Consider the following 15,841-nt stretch of genomic DNA (forward strand, 5'->3'; position numbering starts at 1 on the left):
GCGGTCGTTCAGAGCTTGCGCAGTGACAGCCGCTGGACCTTGTGGTTCGGGCCCTTGCGCAGCACCAGGTTCGCCCGGCCGCGGGTCGGGGCGACATTCTGCTGGAGATTGGGCTTGTTGACGGTGCGCCACATCATCCGGGCGTAGTCCAGCGCATCCTCCTCGGAGACCTGGGTGTACTTGCGGAAGTACGAGAACGGGTTCTGGAAGGCCGTCGCGCGCAGCTTGCGGAACCGGCCCAGATACCACTGCTCGATGTCCTCGGCGCGTGCGTCGACGTAGACGGAGAAGTCGAAGAAGTCCGCGAGACCGAGGCGGGTACGGCCGTCCTTGCCGGGCAGCGCGGGCTGCAGCACGTTCAGGCCCTCGACGATGAGGATGTCCGGGCGGTGCACGGTCAGCCGCTCGCCGGGCACGATGTCGTAGATGAGGTGGGAGTAGACCGGGGCGGTGACCTCGGCCTTGCCGGACTTCACATCCGCGACGAAGCGGGTCAGCGCCCGGCGGTCGTAGGACTCGGGGAAGCCCTTGCGGGACATCAGGCCGCGCCGGTGCAGCTCGGCGTTGGGGAAGAGGAACCCGTCGGTGGTGACCAGCTCGACGCGCGGATGCTCCGGCCAGCGCGCCAGCAGCGCCTGCAGCAGCCGGGCGGTGGTGGACTTGCCGACGGCCACGCTGCCGGCGACGCCTATCACGAAGGGGGTGCCGGGCTGGGAGCCCTGGCCGCCGCCCGCGTCGCCCAGGAAGGTGTTCAGCGCCCCGCGCAGATTGCTGGTGGCGCCTACGTAGAGGTTGAGCAGCCGGGACAGCGGGAGATAGACGTCCCGTACCTCGTCGAGGTCGATGACATCGCCCAGGCCGCGCAGCCGTTCCACCTCTTCGGCGGTCAGCGGCAGCGGGGTCTTCTCGCGCAGCGCGCTCCACTGCTGCCGTGTCAGGTCGACGTACGGGGAGCTGTCGGCGCGGCGTCGCTGCTGCGGCTCTGTCGTCAGGGGCACTGGCCCATTGTGCGCGGGCCGGGCGGGCGGATCATGTCGGGGACGGTGTGGGGTCCGGCACACGCCGGGCGGGTTTCGCGGCGGGTTTACCGGCGCCGGTGGGCGGAAACGGGGGTGGCCGGGGCTCCGCCTCCAGGTCTGTCCGCACATATCTGTACCTGGCGGGTTGCGCCCGGTACGGTCGTCGGCGGGGGCGGCGCGCCGAGGGCGGGCCACAGAAGACATAGGGGGTGGGCGTGCGAGCGCGCCTGTTGGCAATGCTGCGACGGCGGGACAAGGGCCGGGGGACGGCGGCGCCGGACGGATTCGAGGCGTGGGTGCACGCCGAGCTGGCCGAGGAGCTGCCCGACGACGACCTCGGGGAGGACCTCGCCGACTTCCTGGAGCACTACGAGCGGGGCAGCCGGCCCGGTGTGGACGCGGACGAGGACGAGGAATTCGTGGAGACGGTGCGGGCGGCACTGGACCGGATAGAGCGGCGGCAACGGTCGACGGCGGAGCGGTGGTAGTGGCCGACTGCGGAGTGCCGTAACGGTCGATGGTGGAACGGTGACAGTGGCCGACGGAAGAGCGCGGCAACGGCCCACCGCGGCAATCGAAGGCCCCCGTCGTAGGCTGCCCTCATGTGCGGAATCGTGGGATATGTGGGCGGGCGGTCGGCCCTTGACGTCGTTCTGGCCGGGCTGAAGCGGCTGGAGTACCGCGGCTATGACTCGGCGGGGGTCGCCGTCTTGGCCGACGGTGGGCTGGCCGCCGCCAAGAAGGCGGGCAAACTCGCCAACCTGGAGAAGGAGCTGGCGGACCGTCCGCTGCCGACCGGCTCGACCGGGATCGGGCACACCCGGTGGGCCACCCATGGCGCGCCCAACGATGCCAACGCCCACCCGCACCTGGACAACGCCGGCCGGGTGTCCGTCGTCCACAACGGGATCATCGAGAACTTCGCCGCGCTGCGGACCGAACTCGCCGACCGCGGCCATACGTTGGCGTCCGAGACGGACACCGAGGTGGTCGCGCACCTGCTGGCCGAGTCGTACTCGTCGTGCGGTGAACTGCCGGAGGCGATGCGCCAGGTCTGCCGCCGGCTGGAGGGCGCGTTCACGCTGGTCGCGGTGCACTCCGACGCGCCGGACGTGGTCGTCGGCGCCCGCCGCAACTCGCCGCTGGTGGTGGGCATCGGCGAGGACGAGGCGTTCCTGGCCTCGGATGTGGCGGCGTTCATCGCGCACACCCGGGAGGCCGTCGAGCTGGGCCAGGACCAGGTCGTGGAGCTGCGCCGGGACGGGGCGACGGTCACCGACTTCGACGGCGCGCCCGCGCAGGTGCGGACGTACCACGTCGACTGGGACGCGTCGGCGGCCGAGAAGGGCGGCTACGACTACTTCATGCTCAAGGAGATCGCCGAGCAGCCGAAGGCCGTCGCGGATACGCTGCTGGGGCGGATCGACGCTTCCGGGGTGCTCTCCCTCGACGAGGTGCGGATCCCGCCCGAGGTGCTGCGGGAGGTCGACAAGGTCGTCATCGTGGCGTGCGGGACGGCCTACCACGCGGGCCTGATCGCCAAGTACGCGATCGAGCACTGGACGCGGATCCCCTGCGAGACCGAGCTGGCCAGCGAGTTCCGCTACCGCGACCCGATCATGGACCGGCGGACGCTGGTGATCGCCGTCAGCCAGTCCGGGGAGACCATGGACACCCTTATGGCGCTGCGGCACGCCCGTGAACAGGGCGCGAAGGTGCTCGCCATCTGCAACACGAACGGGTCGACCATTCCGCGGGAGTCGGACGCCGTGCTCTACACGCACGCCGGGCCCGAGGTCGCGGTGGCGTCGACCAAGGCGTTCCTCACCCAGCTGGTCGCCTGCTATCTGGTCGCGCTCTACCTCGGGCAGGTGCGGGGCACCAAGTGGGGCGACGAGATCCGCGCCGTGGTGAAGGAACTGGCGGCGATCGGAACCCAGGTCGAGCAGGTGCTGAGCACCATGGAGCCGGTACGGGAGCTGGCGCGCGGCCTCGCCGACCAGAACACCGTGCTGTTCCTGGGGCGGCATGTCGGCTACCCGGTGGCGCTCGAAGGCGCGCTGAAACTGAAGGAACTCGCGTATATGCACGCGGAGGGCTTCGCGGCCGGTGAGCTCAAGCACGGGCCGATCGCGCTGATCGAGGACGGGCTGCCGGTGGTGGTGGTCGTCCCGTCGCCGCGCGGGCGGTCCGTACTCCACGACAAGATCGTGTCGAACATCCAGGAGATCCGGGCCCGGGGCGCGCGCACGATCGTGATCGCGGAGGAGGGCGATGAGGCGGTGGTGCCCTACGCCGACCACCTCGTACGGATCCCGCGGACGCCGGTGCTGCTGCAGCCGCTGGTGTCCACGGTGCCGCTGCAGGTCTTCGCCTGCGAACTGGCCACCGCGCGCGGCAACGAGGTCGACCAGCCGCGCAACCTCGCCAAGTCCGTGACGGTGGAGTGAGCGAGTGATCATCGGGGTGGGCATCGACGTCGCCGAGATCGACCGGTTCGAGGCGGCACTGGAGCGGACGCCGGAGATGGCGCAGCGGCTGTTCATCGAGACGGAACTGGTGCTGCCGAGCGGCGAGCGCCGCGGCATCGCCTCGCTGGCGGCCCGGTTCGCCGCCAAGGAGGCCATCGCCAAGGCGCTCGGCGCGCCGGGCGGGCTGCACTGGACCGACGCCGAGGTGTACGTCGAGGACAGCGGCCAGCCGCGCCTGCGGGTCCGCGGCACGGTCGCGGCCCGTGCGGCGGAGCTGGGGGTGCGGTCGTGGCATGTGTCGCTCAGTCATGACGCGGGGGTGGCCTCGGCGGTGGTGATTGCGGAGGGCTAGTAGGGCTCCGTTAGGTCGGTGTGGGTCTTGGCGGGCGGCGTCTGCCTGATCGTCTGGGCAGGGGGCGGTGGCAGGTGGTGCAGGTGCCGGTCCAGCAGTTCAGCAGGGTCTGGAGGGCGTCCAGGACCTGGTAGAGCGTGAGGCCGGTGTGCGGGCTTTTGGGGAGAGCCGCTGTTCGGTGAGGAAGGCGTGGGCGGCGGTGACCAGGGTGACGTGGTGGTGCCAGCCGTTCCAGGAACGTCCCTCGAAGTGGTCCAGGCCCAGGCCGTGCTTGAGTTCCCGGTAGTCGTGCTCGATGCGCCAGCGGATCTTAGCCAGGCGGACCAGTTCGGCGAGCGGGGTGTCCTCGGGCAGGTTGGACAGCCAGTAGTCGGTCGGCGCTGCGGCGCCTTCGGGCCACTCGACCAGCAAGGTGACCTCGGGCAGGACACCGTCCCAAGAGCCGTGCCCGGCGACGGCGGCGGACTGGGTCAGACGACGGACCCGCACTCCGGCCGGCCGGACCCGCAGGGCCAGGAAGCGTGAACGCATTGGTCCGCGTGAGCCTTCACGCCAGGTAACGTCGGTGAAAGCCTGCCGTCCATGGCTGGTGGCGAGTGCGGCTACTGGGGGCGGCTTGTCGCGGTAGCGGGGCTGCGGTTTGCGGCCGTTGCCGGACCACGGCGGTGCGGTGGGCACCGCATCGTGCGGGTGGACGGTCACATCCGAGCGGATGGCGACGACGTACTTGATGCCGCGGCCCTCCAGGCCGTCGCGGAAGTCGGCGTTTTGGCCGTAGCCGGCGTCGGCCACCACCACCGGCGGCGCCAGGCCCCACCCGGCCAGCTCGTCCAGGATGTTCAGGGCCAGGCGCCACTTCTCCTGGTGCCCGATGTCCTCGGGGATCCCCGTCTTGTGCCGCCGGTCGGCGTCTGCGGCCCACTCTTCGGGCACGAACAGGCGCCACTGCAGCGGGCACGACGCGGTGTCGGTGACTGCGTGCATGCTCACCGCGACCTGGCAGTTGGCCTGCTTGCCCAGTGCACCGCAGTACTGGTGGGCGACCGCCACCGACATCCGGCCGTCCTTGGGGAACGACACGTCATCGACTGCCCAGGCATCCGGGCCGATCAGCGGCACCATCCGCTGCGCGATCCGTCGCCGCACCGGCACCGGATCCCAGGTGGACTGGTTCACGAACTGCTGCAGGTTCTGCTCGTTGCCGTCCGGCAGCCGCTCAGCCATCGGCTGGATCGACTTGCGCCGCCCGTCCAGCATCAATCCCCGCAGATAGCAGTCCCCCTTCGCCCGCTGATCCTTCCGCGGCACCGATGCGAACACATCCGCCACAAACGCTGATAACCCCGCCCGCAAACCCTGAACCTGCCGCACGTCCATCCGACCAACATGCTCCCCCCGAACTTGATCGGGAAGACCTAACGGAGCCCTACTAGGGCCTGTCGTCAAACTCCCGTCGTGCGCCCGAAGGGCGGGCCCCGCGGCGCGGTGGCGGGTCGGGGTACGGAACAGGTTTTGTCGGTTCTGGAGTGTGAGACTGGCTCGCATGAGGACTGCCTACAGCGTGGAGACCGTACGTGCCGCCGAGCGGGAGCTCATGGCCCGGTTGCCCGAGGGGACGCTGATGCGGCGGGCGGCGGCCGGACTGGCCGTCGCCTGCGGGGAGTTGCTGGGCCGGGTGTCCGGCACCCGGGTGACGCTGCTGGTGGGCAGCGGCGACAACGGCGGGGACGCGCTCTACGCGGGCGCCCGGCTGGCCCGCCGCGGCGCCGGTGTCGTCGCCGTACTGCTCTCGCCCGAGCGGGCGCACCAGGGCGGTCTCGCCGCGCTGCGGGCGGCCGGCGGACGGGTGTCGGCCGATCCGGGGCGGGACATCGCCGGGGCCGACCTGGTCGTGGACGGGATCGTGGGCATCGGCGGCCGCGGCGGGCTGCGCCCCGAGGCGGCCCGACTCCTGGGCCATGTACGGAAGTCGGCGCTGGTGGTGGCCGTCGATCTGCCGAGCGGTGTGGACGCGGACTCCGGCGAGGTCCACGGGGATGCCGTACGGGCCGCTGCGACGGTGACGTTCGGGACGTACAAACCGGGGCTGCTGATCGATCCGGCCCGGGAACGGGCGGGCGCCCTGCGGCTCGTGGACATTGGTCTCACGCTGCCCGAGGACGCCGATGTGGAGGCGCTGCAGCACGCGGATGTGGCGGACCTGCTGCCCCGGCCGGTGGCCGAGAGCGACAAGTACCGGCGCGGCGTGGTGGGTGTGGTGGCCGGTTCCGCGCGCTATCCGGGTGCGGCGGTGCTGGCGGTGGCGGGCGCGCTGCGCGGCGGCGCGGGGGCCGTACGATATGTCGGTCCCGCCGCCGACGCGGTGCTCACGCGGTTCCCGGAGACGCTGGTGCACGCGGGGCCCCCGGACAAGGCGGGCCGCGTCCAGGCATGGGTGATCGGGCCCGGCCTCGGCGACGACGAGGACGCGCTGAAGGGGCTGCTGGACGACGTACTGGCCGCGGAGGTGCCGGTGCTCGTGGACGCCGACGGGCTGCGCTTTCTGACTCCCCGGCAGGTCCGGGCGCGGGCCGCCGCCACCGTGCTGACCCCGCACGCGGGGGAGGCTGCCGCGCTGCTCGGCCACGCCCGTGCGGAGATCGAGGCGGCCCGGCTGCGCTCCGTACGCGAGCTGGCCGCGCGCTACGGCGCCACGGTGCTGCTCAAGGGCTCGACGACGCTGGTCGCGGATGCCGCCGGGCCCGTACGGGTCAACCCCACCGGGACCGGCTGGCTGGCGACCGCCGGCAGTGGCGATGTGCTCTCGGGGCTGACGGGTTCGCTGCTCGCCGCCGGGCTGGTGGCCCGTGACGCGGCGTCCGTCGGCGCGTATCTGCACGGCCTGGCGGCCCGGCGCGCGGCCGGACGGCCCGGGGCGCCGGTCCTGGCGTCGGAGGTGGCGGAGCATATGGGGGCGGCGTGGCGGGATGTGAGGGATTGAGGGGGTGTGCCGACGAGGCGTGGTCGGACGCCCAGAAGCATCGTGGCGCGCCGTGGGCTGTGGAATGTGCTGAGGAAGGCGACATCGTCCATGTCCGGGGCGCGGGACTGGTGTGTGAGTCCGGTTTCACGGGCCGTCCCCCCGGGGTGTCGCGGCCTCGCCTGAGACACTGAGGGGGATGAACGAGACAGCGAAGCGCGCCCAGGCCGTCATTGACCTCGCCGCCGTGCGGGTCAATGTGCGTGCGCTGAGGGCCCGCGCACCCCGGGCAGAGCTGATGGCCGTGGTCAAGTCCGACGGCTACGGGCACGGTGCGGTGCGCTGCGCGCGGGCCGCCCGTGAGGCCGGCGCGAGCTGGCTGGGCACGGCGCTTCCCGAGGAGGCCTTCGCGCTGCGCGCGGCCGGTGACACCGGCCGGCTGATGTGCTGGCTGTGGACCCCCGGCGGTCCCTGGCACCGGGCGATCTCGCAGGACATCGACATCTCGGTGAGCGGGCTGTGGTCGCTGCACGAGGTGACCGCCGTGGCGCGGGGCTTCGGCCGCCCCGCCCGCGTCCAGCTCAAGGCCGACACCGGCCTCGGCCGCAACGGCTGCCAGCCCGCCCACTGGCCGGAACTGATCGCCGCCGCCGCGGCCGCCGAGGCCGAGGGCACGATCAAGGTCACCGGTATCTGGTCGCACTTCGCCTGCGCCGACGAGCCCGGACATCCCTCCGTCCCGGCCCAGCTGGCCGCCTTCGAGAACGCGCTGGCCCTCTCCGCGGCGGCCGGGCTCCGCCCCGAGGTGCGGCACATCGCCAACACCCCGGCGCTGCTCACCCTCCCCGAGGCCCATTACGACCTGGTACGCGCGGGTATCGGCGTCTACGGCCTCTCGCCCAGCCCCGAGGTCGGCACGCCCCAGGAATTCGGGCTGCGGCCCGCGATGACGCTGGAAGCCTCGCTGGCCTCCGTCAAGCGCGCCCCGGGCGGCCATGGCGTCTCCTACGGGCACCAGTACACGACGCCCGGCGACACCTCTCTCGCGCTGGTCCCGCTCGGCTACGCCGACGGCATCCCCCGGCACGCCTCCGACAGCGGCCCGGTGCTGGTCGCCGGCAAGTGGCGGACGATCGCGGGACGGGTCGCCATGGACCAGTTCGTGGTCGATCTCGGCGGCGACACCGCGCACGCGGGAGATCGGGTGGTGCTCTTCGGCCCCGGCGACCGCGGCGAGCCGACCGCCGAGGACTGGGCCCGGGCGGCCGGAACCATCGGGTACGAAATCGTCACCCGGATCGGATCCCGGGTTCCGCGCGTCTATGTGGACAGTGAAAGGGAGAACCGCCGGGACGACGGGGACGGGGACACAGCACTCACGGGGGGCACGGCATGACTGAGGGCAACGAGGCCGCCGCGCGGGCGGTGGAGGCGGCCGCCGACGCGGCCGGCAACTGGGCCAAAGCCGGGCGGCACGCGGGCATCGCGGGCGCCGCGATCGGCGTGGTCGCGGCGGGCGCGGCGGCCGGTGTCGCCATAGAGCGGATGACCGTCGGCCGCGGGATGCGCCGCAAGGCCCGGCTGGCGCTGGACGCGGCGGGGCCTTACGGCACGCTGCGCGGCACGCCGGGCTCGGCGATCGCCGAGGACGGCACCGAGCTCTACTACGAGGTGGACGAGCCCGGCGCGGCGCCGGGCAGACCGGAGAAGGGCGAGCGGGCGGGCCAGGACGCCCCGGCCGACGGGAGCCGGGCCGACGCCCGGGGGAACAACGCCACCAAGGCCGCCCGCGCCGTCCAGGAAGCTCAGGGCGCCTTCCGTAAGCGGTTGCTGGCGGTGCTGGGGCGGCGGGCCGCCGCACCCACGGTCGTCTTCAGCCATGGTTACTGCCTCAGCCAGGACTCCTGGCACTTCCAGCGCGCGGCGCTGCGCGGCACGGTCCGCACCGTCCACTGGGACCAGCGCAGCCACGGCCGCTCCGCGCGCGGCCACGGCCAGATCGAGGGCACCGAACCGGTCACCATCGATCTGCTCGGCCGGGATCTGAAGGCGGTGCTGGACGCCGCCGTCCCGGAGGGCCCGATCGTGCTGGTCGGGCACTCCATGGGCGGGATGACGGTGATGGCGCTGGCCGACCAGTTCCCCGAGTTCGTGGCGGAGCGGGTGGTCGGGGTGGCCCTGATCGGCACCTCGGCGGGCCATCTGAGCGAGGTCGCGTTCGGGCTGCCGTCGCTCGGCGTCAAGGCGTTCCACCGGCTCGCGCCCGGCGTGCTCAAGGCGCTGGGGGCGCAGAGCGAGATCGTCGAGCGTGGGCGGCGGGCCACCGCCGATCTGTTCGCGGGGGTCATCAAGCGGTACTCGTTCGGGACGCCCAAGGACGTGGACCCGGGCGTCGCGCGGTTCGCCGAGCGGCTGATCGAGGCGACCCCGATCGATGTGGTCGCCGAGTTCTATCCGGCCTTCGCGGTGCATGACAAAACCGAGGCGCTGGTGGCGTACGACAAGGTGCCGTCGCTGGTGCTGGCGGGGGAGAAGGACCTGATCACCCCGGCCGACCACAGCCGGACGATCGCCGAGGTGCTGACCGGCGCCGAGCTGGTGTGTGTCCCGGACGCCGGCCATCTGGTGATGCTGGAGCGGCGGGAACTGGTCAATGAGCAGCTGGTGTCGCTGGTGGAGCGGGCCGGTGCTGCGGCGCGCGGGTCCCGGTCGGCACGGGCCTGAACGGGCGATCGCCGTCTCCTCGGGTGTCTCCTTGGGCCGTACCATTTGCGGCATGAGCGAGCGCAGCATGGGGGTCTCCCCGGTCGGAGACCGGGGGAGAGTCGTTGAGAGGTGGGCGCCGTGCGAATGCGAGGCCGAGCGAAGCGAGGTTTCGGCATGAGCACCACTGGCGCGACCGCACAGGTAACCGTCAAGACTCCGGAGCAGATGCAGGAGTTGGGCCGCAGACTGGCCGCCCTGCTGCGGCCCGGCGACCTGGTCCTGCTCACCGGTGAGCTGGGCGCGGGCAAGACGACGCTGGCCCGGGGCCTGGGCGAGGGGCTGGGCGTGCGCGGTGCCGTCACCTCCCCGACCTTCGTCATCGCCCGGGTGCACCCCTCCCTGACCGGCGGCCCGGCGCTGGTGCACGTCGACGCGTACCGCCTCGGCGGCGGCCTCGACGAGATGGAGGACCTGGACCTCGACGTCTCGCTGCCGGAGTCGGTGGTGGTCGTGGAGTGGGGCGACGGCAAGGTCGAGGAACTGTCCGAGGACCGGCTGCATGTGGTCATCGGCCGCGCCGTGGGCGTTGAGGCCCCGGGCGGCGTCCTGGAGAGCGGCCCGGAGGGCGGGCTGGACCAGTGCCCGGACGATGTGCGCGAGGTGACGGTCATCGGGCGCGGGCCGCGCTGGGCGGACGCCGGGCTGGCCGCTCTCGCCGGTTGCTGACGCCCGCGCGGGCTCCGCGCGGGCCCGAAGCCGGCGTCCGCAGGAGCCCCGCACTCCGATCCTGACGCCCGCAGGAGCCCTGCACTCCCGATCCTGACGCCCGTACGCGCTCCCGCACCTGCCGATCCGGCTGCCCGGCCCGTAGTTTCCGACAAGGCGTCGGTATGATGTTGCGCGTGTGGTGCCGGGCGTGGTCACATGGGTGGCAGAGACCACGGTTAGGCCAGCCTAACTTCTGTCGCTTGCCCCAGGAGCCCGGGAGGCGTCCATGTCGGCCCACCAGCCTTCCCCCACCCCGGCGGCCCGGCGCGCCGAGGACGACGCGCGCGAGCAGCCGCCGACCATGAATGAACTGCTGGCGGCGTGCGCCGCGGCCACCGCCGTCTCCACCCCGCCCGACGCCCCCGAGGAAACCCGCGCCGGCAAGCGCGCAGAGCCCGCGGACGAGCCCGAGGCAGGAGCCGCCCCGTCCACCCAGGGGCGCGACGCCGCGTAACCCGTGTGGGCGAAGGTGTCGTAGGGGTAGGGGCGGGCCCGAAAGCGGCGCCGCCCGGTACGACCACCCTCAGGAAACGACCACGACCTTCACACCGCGCACCGCGAACTCCCACATCGCCTTGCCGTCGTCCCGTGTCTCACGGATACCGCCGGTCCGCTTCGACGGATCCGGCTTCGGCGTGGAGCCGTCGACCGCCGCACTGAAACCGACCACCACTCCGTCGACACTCGCGAACCGCACCACATGCTCGATCGCCTTGCCGTCCGAGCCGGTGACACTCACCGAACGCGAGGTGACCGCGTACGTCCCCACCGGCGGGCTGACGGTGCTCGGCGCGACCCGGTACGAACGGACCGCCTTGCCATCCCCGCCGACCAGCCAGACCCGCTTGGCGCCCAGGGCGTATACCACCCGCTTGCCCTCGCCCGATCCCTCGGGGACCGCGGCCGGCCGCGGGGTCTTGTCCTTGCTGCCCTCCGCGGGGCCCTTGGGCGCGGAGTGGTGGCCGTCCTTACGGGCCGGTGCGAGCGTGTCCGGGGCGGATGCCGCGGCCTGGTAGCCGAGCACACCGACCGCGGCCAGGGCGGCCGCGGTGAGAGCGGTGACGATTGTGCTGCTCCTAGCGGGCACCGCTGTGCCACCTTTCCGTACGCTCCCCGGCCGCCGGCGGTCCTGTGCCCGGCCGCCCGGCTGCCTGACTGCTCTTGGTATTACCGGGACGGTAGCACCGGAACGGGGACCACCCGCGGCGCCGTAGGCTTAAGGGCGTGCTGCTGCTAGCTCTTGACACCGCCACCCCCGCCGTCACCGTCGCGCTCCATGACGGTTCCCGCGTCCTCGCCGAGTCCCGCGAGGTGGACGCCCGCCGGCACGGCGAGCTGCTGCTGCCCGCCGTCGACCGGGTGCTGGCCGAGGCCGGTCTGAAGCTCGACGCGGTCAGCGACATCGTGGTCGGCGTCGGCCCCGGCCCGTACACCGGCCTGCGGGTCGGGCTGGTCACCGCCGCGACCTTCGGCGCCGCGCTGGACGTCCCCGTCCACGGCCTCTGCTCCCTGGACGGCATCGCGTACGCCGCCGGTCTGGACGAGCCCTTCGTGGTGGCCACGGACGCCCGCCGCAAAGAGGTCTACTGGGCGCGCTATGCCCCCCGCCCGTCGCCCGACCACCACCCCGGCACGACGCGCTCCGCGCGGCCCCTTTCGATTACCCGGCTGACCGACCCCGCCGTCGACCGTCCCGCGGACATCGCCGATCAGGTGGCCGGTGTCCCCGCGGTGGGCGCGGGCGCGCTGCTGTACGACACGGTCTTCACCGGCGTACGGCGCGAGGGGCCCGAGCACCAGTCCGCGGCCGCGCTCGCCGCGCTGGCCGCCGAGAAGCTCGCGGCCGGCGAGGAGCTGCTGCCCGACCGGCCGCTGTATCTGCGCCGCCCGGACGCCCAGGTGCCGGCCAACTACAAGGTGGTCACTCCCAAGTGACCTCCCACCCGTCGCCCGACCGCCGCCCCTCAACGGCGCCGCTGCGCGGCGGCACCCCCCAACCCCCGGTGCTCCGCGAAATGCGCTGGTGGGACATCGCACCGGTGCTGGAGCTGGAGCGCGAGCTCTTTCCCGAGGACGCCTGGTCGGCCGGCATGTTCTGGTCGGAGCTGGCGCACGCGCGCGGACCGTTCGCCACCCGCCGCTATCTCGTCGCCGAGCTGGCCGGCCGGATCGTGGGCTACGGCGGGCTGGCCGCCATCGAGGGCACCGGCGACATCCAGACCATCGCGACCGCCCGCGACCAGCGGGGCACCGGCCTCGGCGCCCGGCTGCTGTCCGAACTCCTCGGCGCCGCCACCGACTTCGAGTGCCACGAGGTGCTGCTGGAGGTACGGGTCGACAACACCCGAGCGCAACGCCTCTACGAGCGCTTCGGCTTCGAGCCCATCGGTTTCCGCCGCGGCTACTACCAGCCCGGCAACGTCGACGCCCTGGTGATGCGGCGCACCACCGAGACCTCCTCCGAAGCACCCTCCGTACAAGGAACGTGAAAACCATGGCTGACGCACGCGGCGGACCGCTCGTCCTCGGCATCGAGACCTCCTGCGACGAGACCGGTGTCGGCATCGTCCACGGCCACACCCTGCTCGCCGACGCGGTCGCGTCCAGCGTCGACGAGCACGCCCGGTACGGCGGAGTGGTGCCCGAAGTGGCCTCGCGGGCACACCTGGAGGCGATGATCCCCACCATCCGGCGCGCGCTGAAGGAAGCCGGGGTCAGCGCGAGCGACCTGGACGGCATCGCGGTCACCGCCGGACCGGGCCTGGCGGGCGCGCTGCTGGTCGGTGTCTCGGCCGCCAAGGCGTACGCGTACGCGCTCGGCAAGCCCCTCTACGGCGTCAACCACCTCGCCTCGCACATCTGCGTCGACCAGCTGGAACACGGCGCGCTGCCGGAGCCGACGATGGCCCTGCTGGTGTCCGGCGGCCACTCCTCCCTCCTCCTGGCCCCGGACATCACCTCCGACGTCCGGCCGCTGGGCTCGACCATCGACGACGCGGCGGGCGAGGCGTTCGACAAGATCGCCCGGGTGCTGCAGCTCGGCTTCCCCGGCGGCCCGGTCATCGACCGCTACGCCCGCGAGGGCGACCCGGACGCGATCAGCTTCCCGCGCGGACTGACCGGCCCGCGCGACCCCGTCTACGACTTCTCCTTCTCCGGCCTGAAGACCGCGGTCGCGCGCTGGATCGAGGCCAAGCGGGCGGCCGGCGAGGATGTGCCGGTGGCGGACGTCTCGGCCTCCTTCCAGGAGGCGGTGGTCGACGTGCTGACCCGTAAGGCGGTCCGGGCCTGCAAGGACAGCGGCGTGGAGCATCTGATGATCGGCGGCGGGGTGGCAGCCAACTCCCGGCTGCGGGCGATGGCCGAGCGCCGCTGCGAGGACGCGGGTATCACCCTGCGCGTCCCCCGCCCCAAGCTGTGCACCGACAACGGGGCAATGGTCGCGGCACTGGGCGCGGAGATGGTGGCCCGCAACCGCCCGGCCTCCGACTGGGACCTGCCCGCGGACTCGTCCCTGCCGGTCACCGAACCCCATGTCCCCGGAGAGGGGCCGGCGGCCGGTTCCGGCCACCATCACGGCCATGACCACGTCCACGAGGTGAGCAAGGCGAACCTGTACTCCTGAACGGGGGCTTGTGCTCCAGACCGCGGACCTGCGCTCCTGAAGGCGGAACCTGCGCCCCTGACCGCGAACCCGTACTACTCCTGGACACGAACCCGTACGCCGGAAAGCTCCTCAGAGCCTTTGTCGCAGGGGCTCAACCGCTTCCCCGGGGCCCGTCCGAAGGTCTTACCCTGGTCGGAGCAGTGCGTAGGCATGGGGAGGCGGCAGACCGTGGACTGGTTCTGGTGGGTCTTCATCTTCTTCATGGCGGGCGGCTTCGCCAAGGTCGTCGACACCGCCCGCGACGCCCTCCGCACCCGCCACGAGCGCAGGATGGAGCGCCTGGAGACCGCCCGCCAGGAGCGCCAGGAACTGGCCGCCGCACACAAGCCGCCGAAGCCGGTGTGCGGCTGCACCCACCACCTCGCCAAGCACGACAAACGCGGCAAGTGCCATGAGCGGGTCGAGGTGGCGGTCGCCTGGGACGCGGACCACAAGCCGGTGCAGTACGAGGCCGGTCAGTGCACCTGCCAGCAGTACATCGGCCCGCAGCCGCTCTCCCAGGTCTACGCCGAGGATCTCACCGACCTGGCGTGAGCCCCCGGTTCACGCGCCGTCGGCCGGATGCCCCAGCAGCATCGTGGGGGCGCCGGCGACCCGGGTGAGGAAGATCGTGCACGAGTACGGGCCGCCGCCGAGCTTCAGCTTCCTGCGCAGCTCCTCCGGCTCGACCGGCGAACCGCGCTTCTTGATCACCGCGATGCCGACCTCGCGCTCGCGCAACAGCGCCCTCAGCTTCTTGACGTTGAACGGCAGCACGTCCGTGATCGCGTAGGCGGTGGCGTACGGCGTCTCCGTCAGCCGGTCCGCGGTGATGTACGCGATCGTCGGATCGATCAGCCGCCCGCCGACCTGCTGGGCGACATCCGCGACGAGATGGGCCCGGATCACGGCACCGTCCGGCTCGTAGAGCCACGCACCGACCGGCCCCGGCTCCGGGTCGGGCAGGCCCGCGCCGAGCAGCGAGTCCCCGGCGGGGAGCAGGGTGGCGCGGCGCGCGCCGGGTGCTGGACGTGGCGCGTCGCCGCCGTCGCGCGAGGCCCCCGCGAACCACACCACCGCCTCCTTCACCTCTCCGCCGTCGGAGATCCACTCCGTCTCGGCGTCGTCGGGCAGCGCGTCATGCGGCACACCGGGGGCGATCTTCAACGCCGCGTACGGAGCGGTACGGGCCGTCTCGACCGCCCACGACAGCGGCGGCGAATAAGCCTCCGGATCAAAAATCCGCCCACCCGTCGCCCGGACACCGCCCCTGGCCGAAGCGCTGCGCGCCACCCCTCTTGTCGGCACCTTGCTCCGCCGTGCCGGATCGACGAACACCGCATCGGACCCAGCGGTGTCCACCTCCATGACATCCGCGCAGCGCACCTCGATCAGCTCCGCCAGCCCCAGCGCCTCGGCGTTCGCCCGCGCGGCGGCGCAGGCCAGCGGGTCGCGGTCGACGGCGACTACGGAGATCCCGGCGCGCGCCAGCGCGATCGCATCACCGCCGATCCCGGAACAGAGATCCACCAGCGTCCGGACGCCCAGCGCGGCCATCCGGGCGGCGCGGTGCGCGGCGACCGTCGCCCGGGTGGACTGCTCGACGCCGTTGGGCGTGAAGTACATCCGCCGCGCGTCCGTCCCGAACTTCGCCACGGCCCGCTGCCGGAGGTGCGCTTGCGCGAGGGCCGCCGATACGAGGGGCGCGTCGTGGGCGGCTCGCAACCGGGTCGCGGTTGCGAGCTCGTCGGCCGGGTCGTAGTCGCGCAGCTCGGCCAGAAGGGTTTGCCCCTCCGGGGTGAGCAGGGCCTGAAAGGTGGCGAGGTCGGTCACGTGACCATTGTCCCCTCCACCTTCGGCTGTCCCGCCGTGGTGGCTTCTCGCCGTTGCTCCCCCACGCCGTTCAGGCACTCGGGGAGC

General features: G+C 72.5%; 16 protein-coding genes. 12 read left to right on the forward strand and 4 right to left on the reverse strand.

The features are described from left to right. Window positions 1-8: 8 nt before the first annotated feature. On the reverse strand, window positions 9-998 hold the full coding sequence (gene coaA / locus K9S39_RS25145) for a type I pantothenate kinase (RefSeq protein WP_248865580.1): 990 nt from the start codon (window positions 996-998) through the stop codon (window positions 9-11). A gap of 236 nt (window positions 999-1,234) precedes the next feature. Here coaA and K9S39_RS25150 point away from each other — a divergent pair, with 236 nt between their 5' ends. The 3 genes from K9S39_RS25150 (at window position 1,235) to K9S39_RS25160 (ending at window position 3,842) form a co-directional block, all read left to right on the forward strand. Further along, window positions 1,235-1,507, forward strand: a complete 273-nt coding sequence (locus K9S39_RS25150; protein WP_248865581.1) for a hypothetical protein — start codon at window positions 1,235-1,237, stop codon at window positions 1,505-1,507. Window positions 1,508-1,621: 114 nt separating this feature from the next. After that, window positions 1,622-3,469: a glutamine--fructose-6-phosphate transaminase (isomerizing) gene (gene glmS, locus K9S39_RS25155; protein WP_248865582.1), complete on the forward strand. Its 1,848-nt coding sequence runs from the start codon at window positions 1,622-1,624 to the stop codon at window positions 3,467-3,469. Window positions 3,470-3,473: 4 nt separating this feature from the next. After that, window positions 3,474-3,842, forward strand: coding sequence for a holo-ACP synthase (locus K9S39_RS25160; protein ID WP_248865583.1), 369 nt, complete (start codon window positions 3,474-3,476; stop codon window positions 3,840-3,842). Window positions 3,843-3,941: 99 nt separating this feature from the next. On the opposite strand, the gene K9S39_RS25165 is transcribed toward K9S39_RS25160, so the two are convergent. Beyond that, the gene (locus tag K9S39_RS25165) at window positions 3,942-5,219 is read right to left on the reverse strand and encodes an IS701 family transposase (protein ID WP_248862323.1); all 1,278 of its coding nucleotides are present in this window, start codon (window positions 5,217-5,219) and stop codon (window positions 3,942-3,944) included. A 166-nt stretch (window positions 5,220-5,385) separates the two neighbouring features. Here K9S39_RS25165 and K9S39_RS25170 point away from each other — a divergent pair, with 166 nt between their 5' ends. From K9S39_RS25170 to K9S39_RS25190, 5 genes are all read left to right on the forward strand, one after another. Continuing rightward, window positions 5,386-6,822 carry an NAD(P)H-hydrate dehydratase gene (locus tag K9S39_RS25170; protein WP_248865584.1) on the forward strand — a complete coding sequence of 479 codons (1,437 nt, stop codon included), beginning with the start codon at window positions 5,386-5,388 and terminating at the stop codon, window positions 6,820-6,822. Window positions 6,823-7,000: 178 nt separating this feature from the next. Continuing rightward, window positions 7,001-8,197: an alanine racemase gene (gene alr, locus K9S39_RS25175; protein WP_248865585.1), complete on the forward strand. Its 1,197-nt coding sequence runs from the start codon at window positions 7,001-7,003 to the stop codon at window positions 8,195-8,197. Next, window positions 8,194-9,525, forward strand: coding sequence for an alpha/beta fold hydrolase (locus tag K9S39_RS25180; protein WP_248865586.1), 1,332 nt, complete (start codon window positions 8,194-8,196; stop codon window positions 9,523-9,525). Before alr ends, K9S39_RS25180 begins: the two co-directional genes overlap by 4 nt. A gap of 156 nt (window positions 9,526-9,681) precedes the next feature. Further along, the gene (gene tsaE, locus K9S39_RS25185) at window positions 9,682-10,233 is read left to right on the forward strand and encodes a tRNA (adenosine(37)-N6)-threonylcarbamoyltransferase complex ATPase subunit type 1 TsaE (RefSeq protein WP_248865587.1); all 552 of its coding nucleotides are present in this window, start codon (window positions 9,682-9,684) and stop codon (window positions 10,231-10,233) included. A gap of 268 nt (window positions 10,234-10,501) precedes the next feature. Beyond that, the gene (locus K9S39_RS25190) at window positions 10,502-10,729 is read left to right on the forward strand and encodes a hypothetical protein (RefSeq protein ID WP_248865588.1); all 228 of its coding nucleotides are present in this window, start codon (window positions 10,502-10,504) and stop codon (window positions 10,727-10,729) included. Window positions 10,730-10,798: 69 nt separating this feature from the next. On the opposite strand, the gene K9S39_RS25195 is transcribed toward K9S39_RS25190, so the two are convergent. Then, window positions 10,799-11,362, reverse strand: coding sequence for a hypothetical protein (locus K9S39_RS25195; RefSeq protein ID WP_248865589.1), 564 nt, complete (start codon window positions 11,360-11,362; stop codon window positions 10,799-10,801). 137 nt (window positions 11,363-11,499) lie between these two features. Between K9S39_RS25195 and tsaB the strand changes: the two genes are divergently transcribed. From tsaB to K9S39_RS25215, 4 genes are all read left to right on the forward strand, one after another. Next, the gene (tsaB, locus tag K9S39_RS25200; RefSeq protein WP_248865590.1) at window positions 11,500-12,210 is read left to right on the forward strand and encodes a tRNA (adenosine(37)-N6)-threonylcarbamoyltransferase complex dimerization subunit type 1 TsaB; all 711 of its coding nucleotides are present in this window, start codon (window positions 11,500-11,502) and stop codon (window positions 12,208-12,210) included. Next, window positions 12,207-12,764: a ribosomal protein S18-alanine N-acetyltransferase gene (gene rimI / locus K9S39_RS25205; RefSeq protein WP_406708012.1), complete on the forward strand. Its 558-nt coding sequence runs from the start codon at window positions 12,207-12,209 to the stop codon at window positions 12,762-12,764. The genes tsaB and rimI overlap by 4 nt, the downstream gene beginning before the upstream one ends. 5 nt (window positions 12,765-12,769) lie before the next feature. After that, window positions 12,770-13,900 carry a tRNA (adenosine(37)-N6)-threonylcarbamoyltransferase complex transferase subunit TsaD gene (gene tsaD / locus K9S39_RS25210; RefSeq protein ID WP_248865591.1) on the forward strand — a complete coding sequence of 377 codons (1,131 nt, stop codon included), beginning with the start codon at window positions 12,770-12,772 and terminating at the stop codon, window positions 13,898-13,900. Between the two features lie 210 nt (window positions 13,901-14,110). Next, on the forward strand, window positions 14,111-14,476 hold the full coding sequence (locus K9S39_RS25215; RefSeq protein WP_248865592.1) for a hypothetical protein: 366 nt from the start codon (window positions 14,111-14,113) through the stop codon (window positions 14,474-14,476). A gap of 9 nt (window positions 14,477-14,485) precedes the next feature. On the opposite strand, the gene K9S39_RS25220 is transcribed toward K9S39_RS25215, so the two are convergent. Further along, window positions 14,486-15,754, reverse strand: a complete 1,269-nt coding sequence (locus K9S39_RS25220) for a class I SAM-dependent methyltransferase (protein ID WP_248865593.1) — start codon at window positions 15,752-15,754, stop codon at window positions 14,486-14,488. Window positions 15,755-15,841: the final 87 nt, after the last annotated feature.

The organism is Streptomyces halobius (genome assembly GCF_023277745.1).
GTDB classification, from domain to species: Bacteria; Actinomycetota; Actinomycetes; order Streptomycetales; family Streptomycetaceae; genus Streptomyces; species Streptomyces halobius.

Bases quoted from the DNA above. Each gene is read 5' to 3' on its own strand.
- tsaE (WP_248865587.1), top strand. From the start codon at position 9,682: ATGAGCACCACTGGCGCGACCGCACAGGTAACCGTCAAGACTCCGGAG.
- K9S39_RS25165 (WP_248862323.1), bottom strand. From the start codon at position 5,219: ATGGACGTGCGGCAGGTTCAGGGTTTGCGGGCGGGGTTATCAGCGTTT.
- alr (WP_248865585.1), top strand. From the start codon at position 7,001: ATGAACGAGACAGCGAAGCGCGCCCAGGCCGTCATTGACCTCGCCGCC.
- glmS (WP_248865582.1), top strand. From the start codon at position 1,622: ATGTGCGGAATCGTGGGATATGTGGGCGGGCGGTCGGCCCTTGACGTC.
- tsaD (WP_248865591.1), top strand. From the start codon at position 12,770: ATGGCTGACGCACGCGGCGGACCGCTCGTCCTCGGCATCGAGACCTCC.
- K9S39_RS25180 (WP_248865586.1), top strand. From the start codon at position 8,194: ATGACTGAGGGCAACGAGGCCGCCGCGCGGGCGGTGGAGGCGGCCGCC.
- K9S39_RS25190 (WP_248865588.1), top strand. From the start codon at position 10,502: ATGTCGGCCCACCAGCCTTCCCCCACCCCGGCGGCCCGGCGCGCCGAG.
- K9S39_RS25170 (WP_248865584.1), top strand. From the start codon at position 5,386: ATGAGGACTGCCTACAGCGTGGAGACCGTACGTGCCGCCGAGCGGGAG.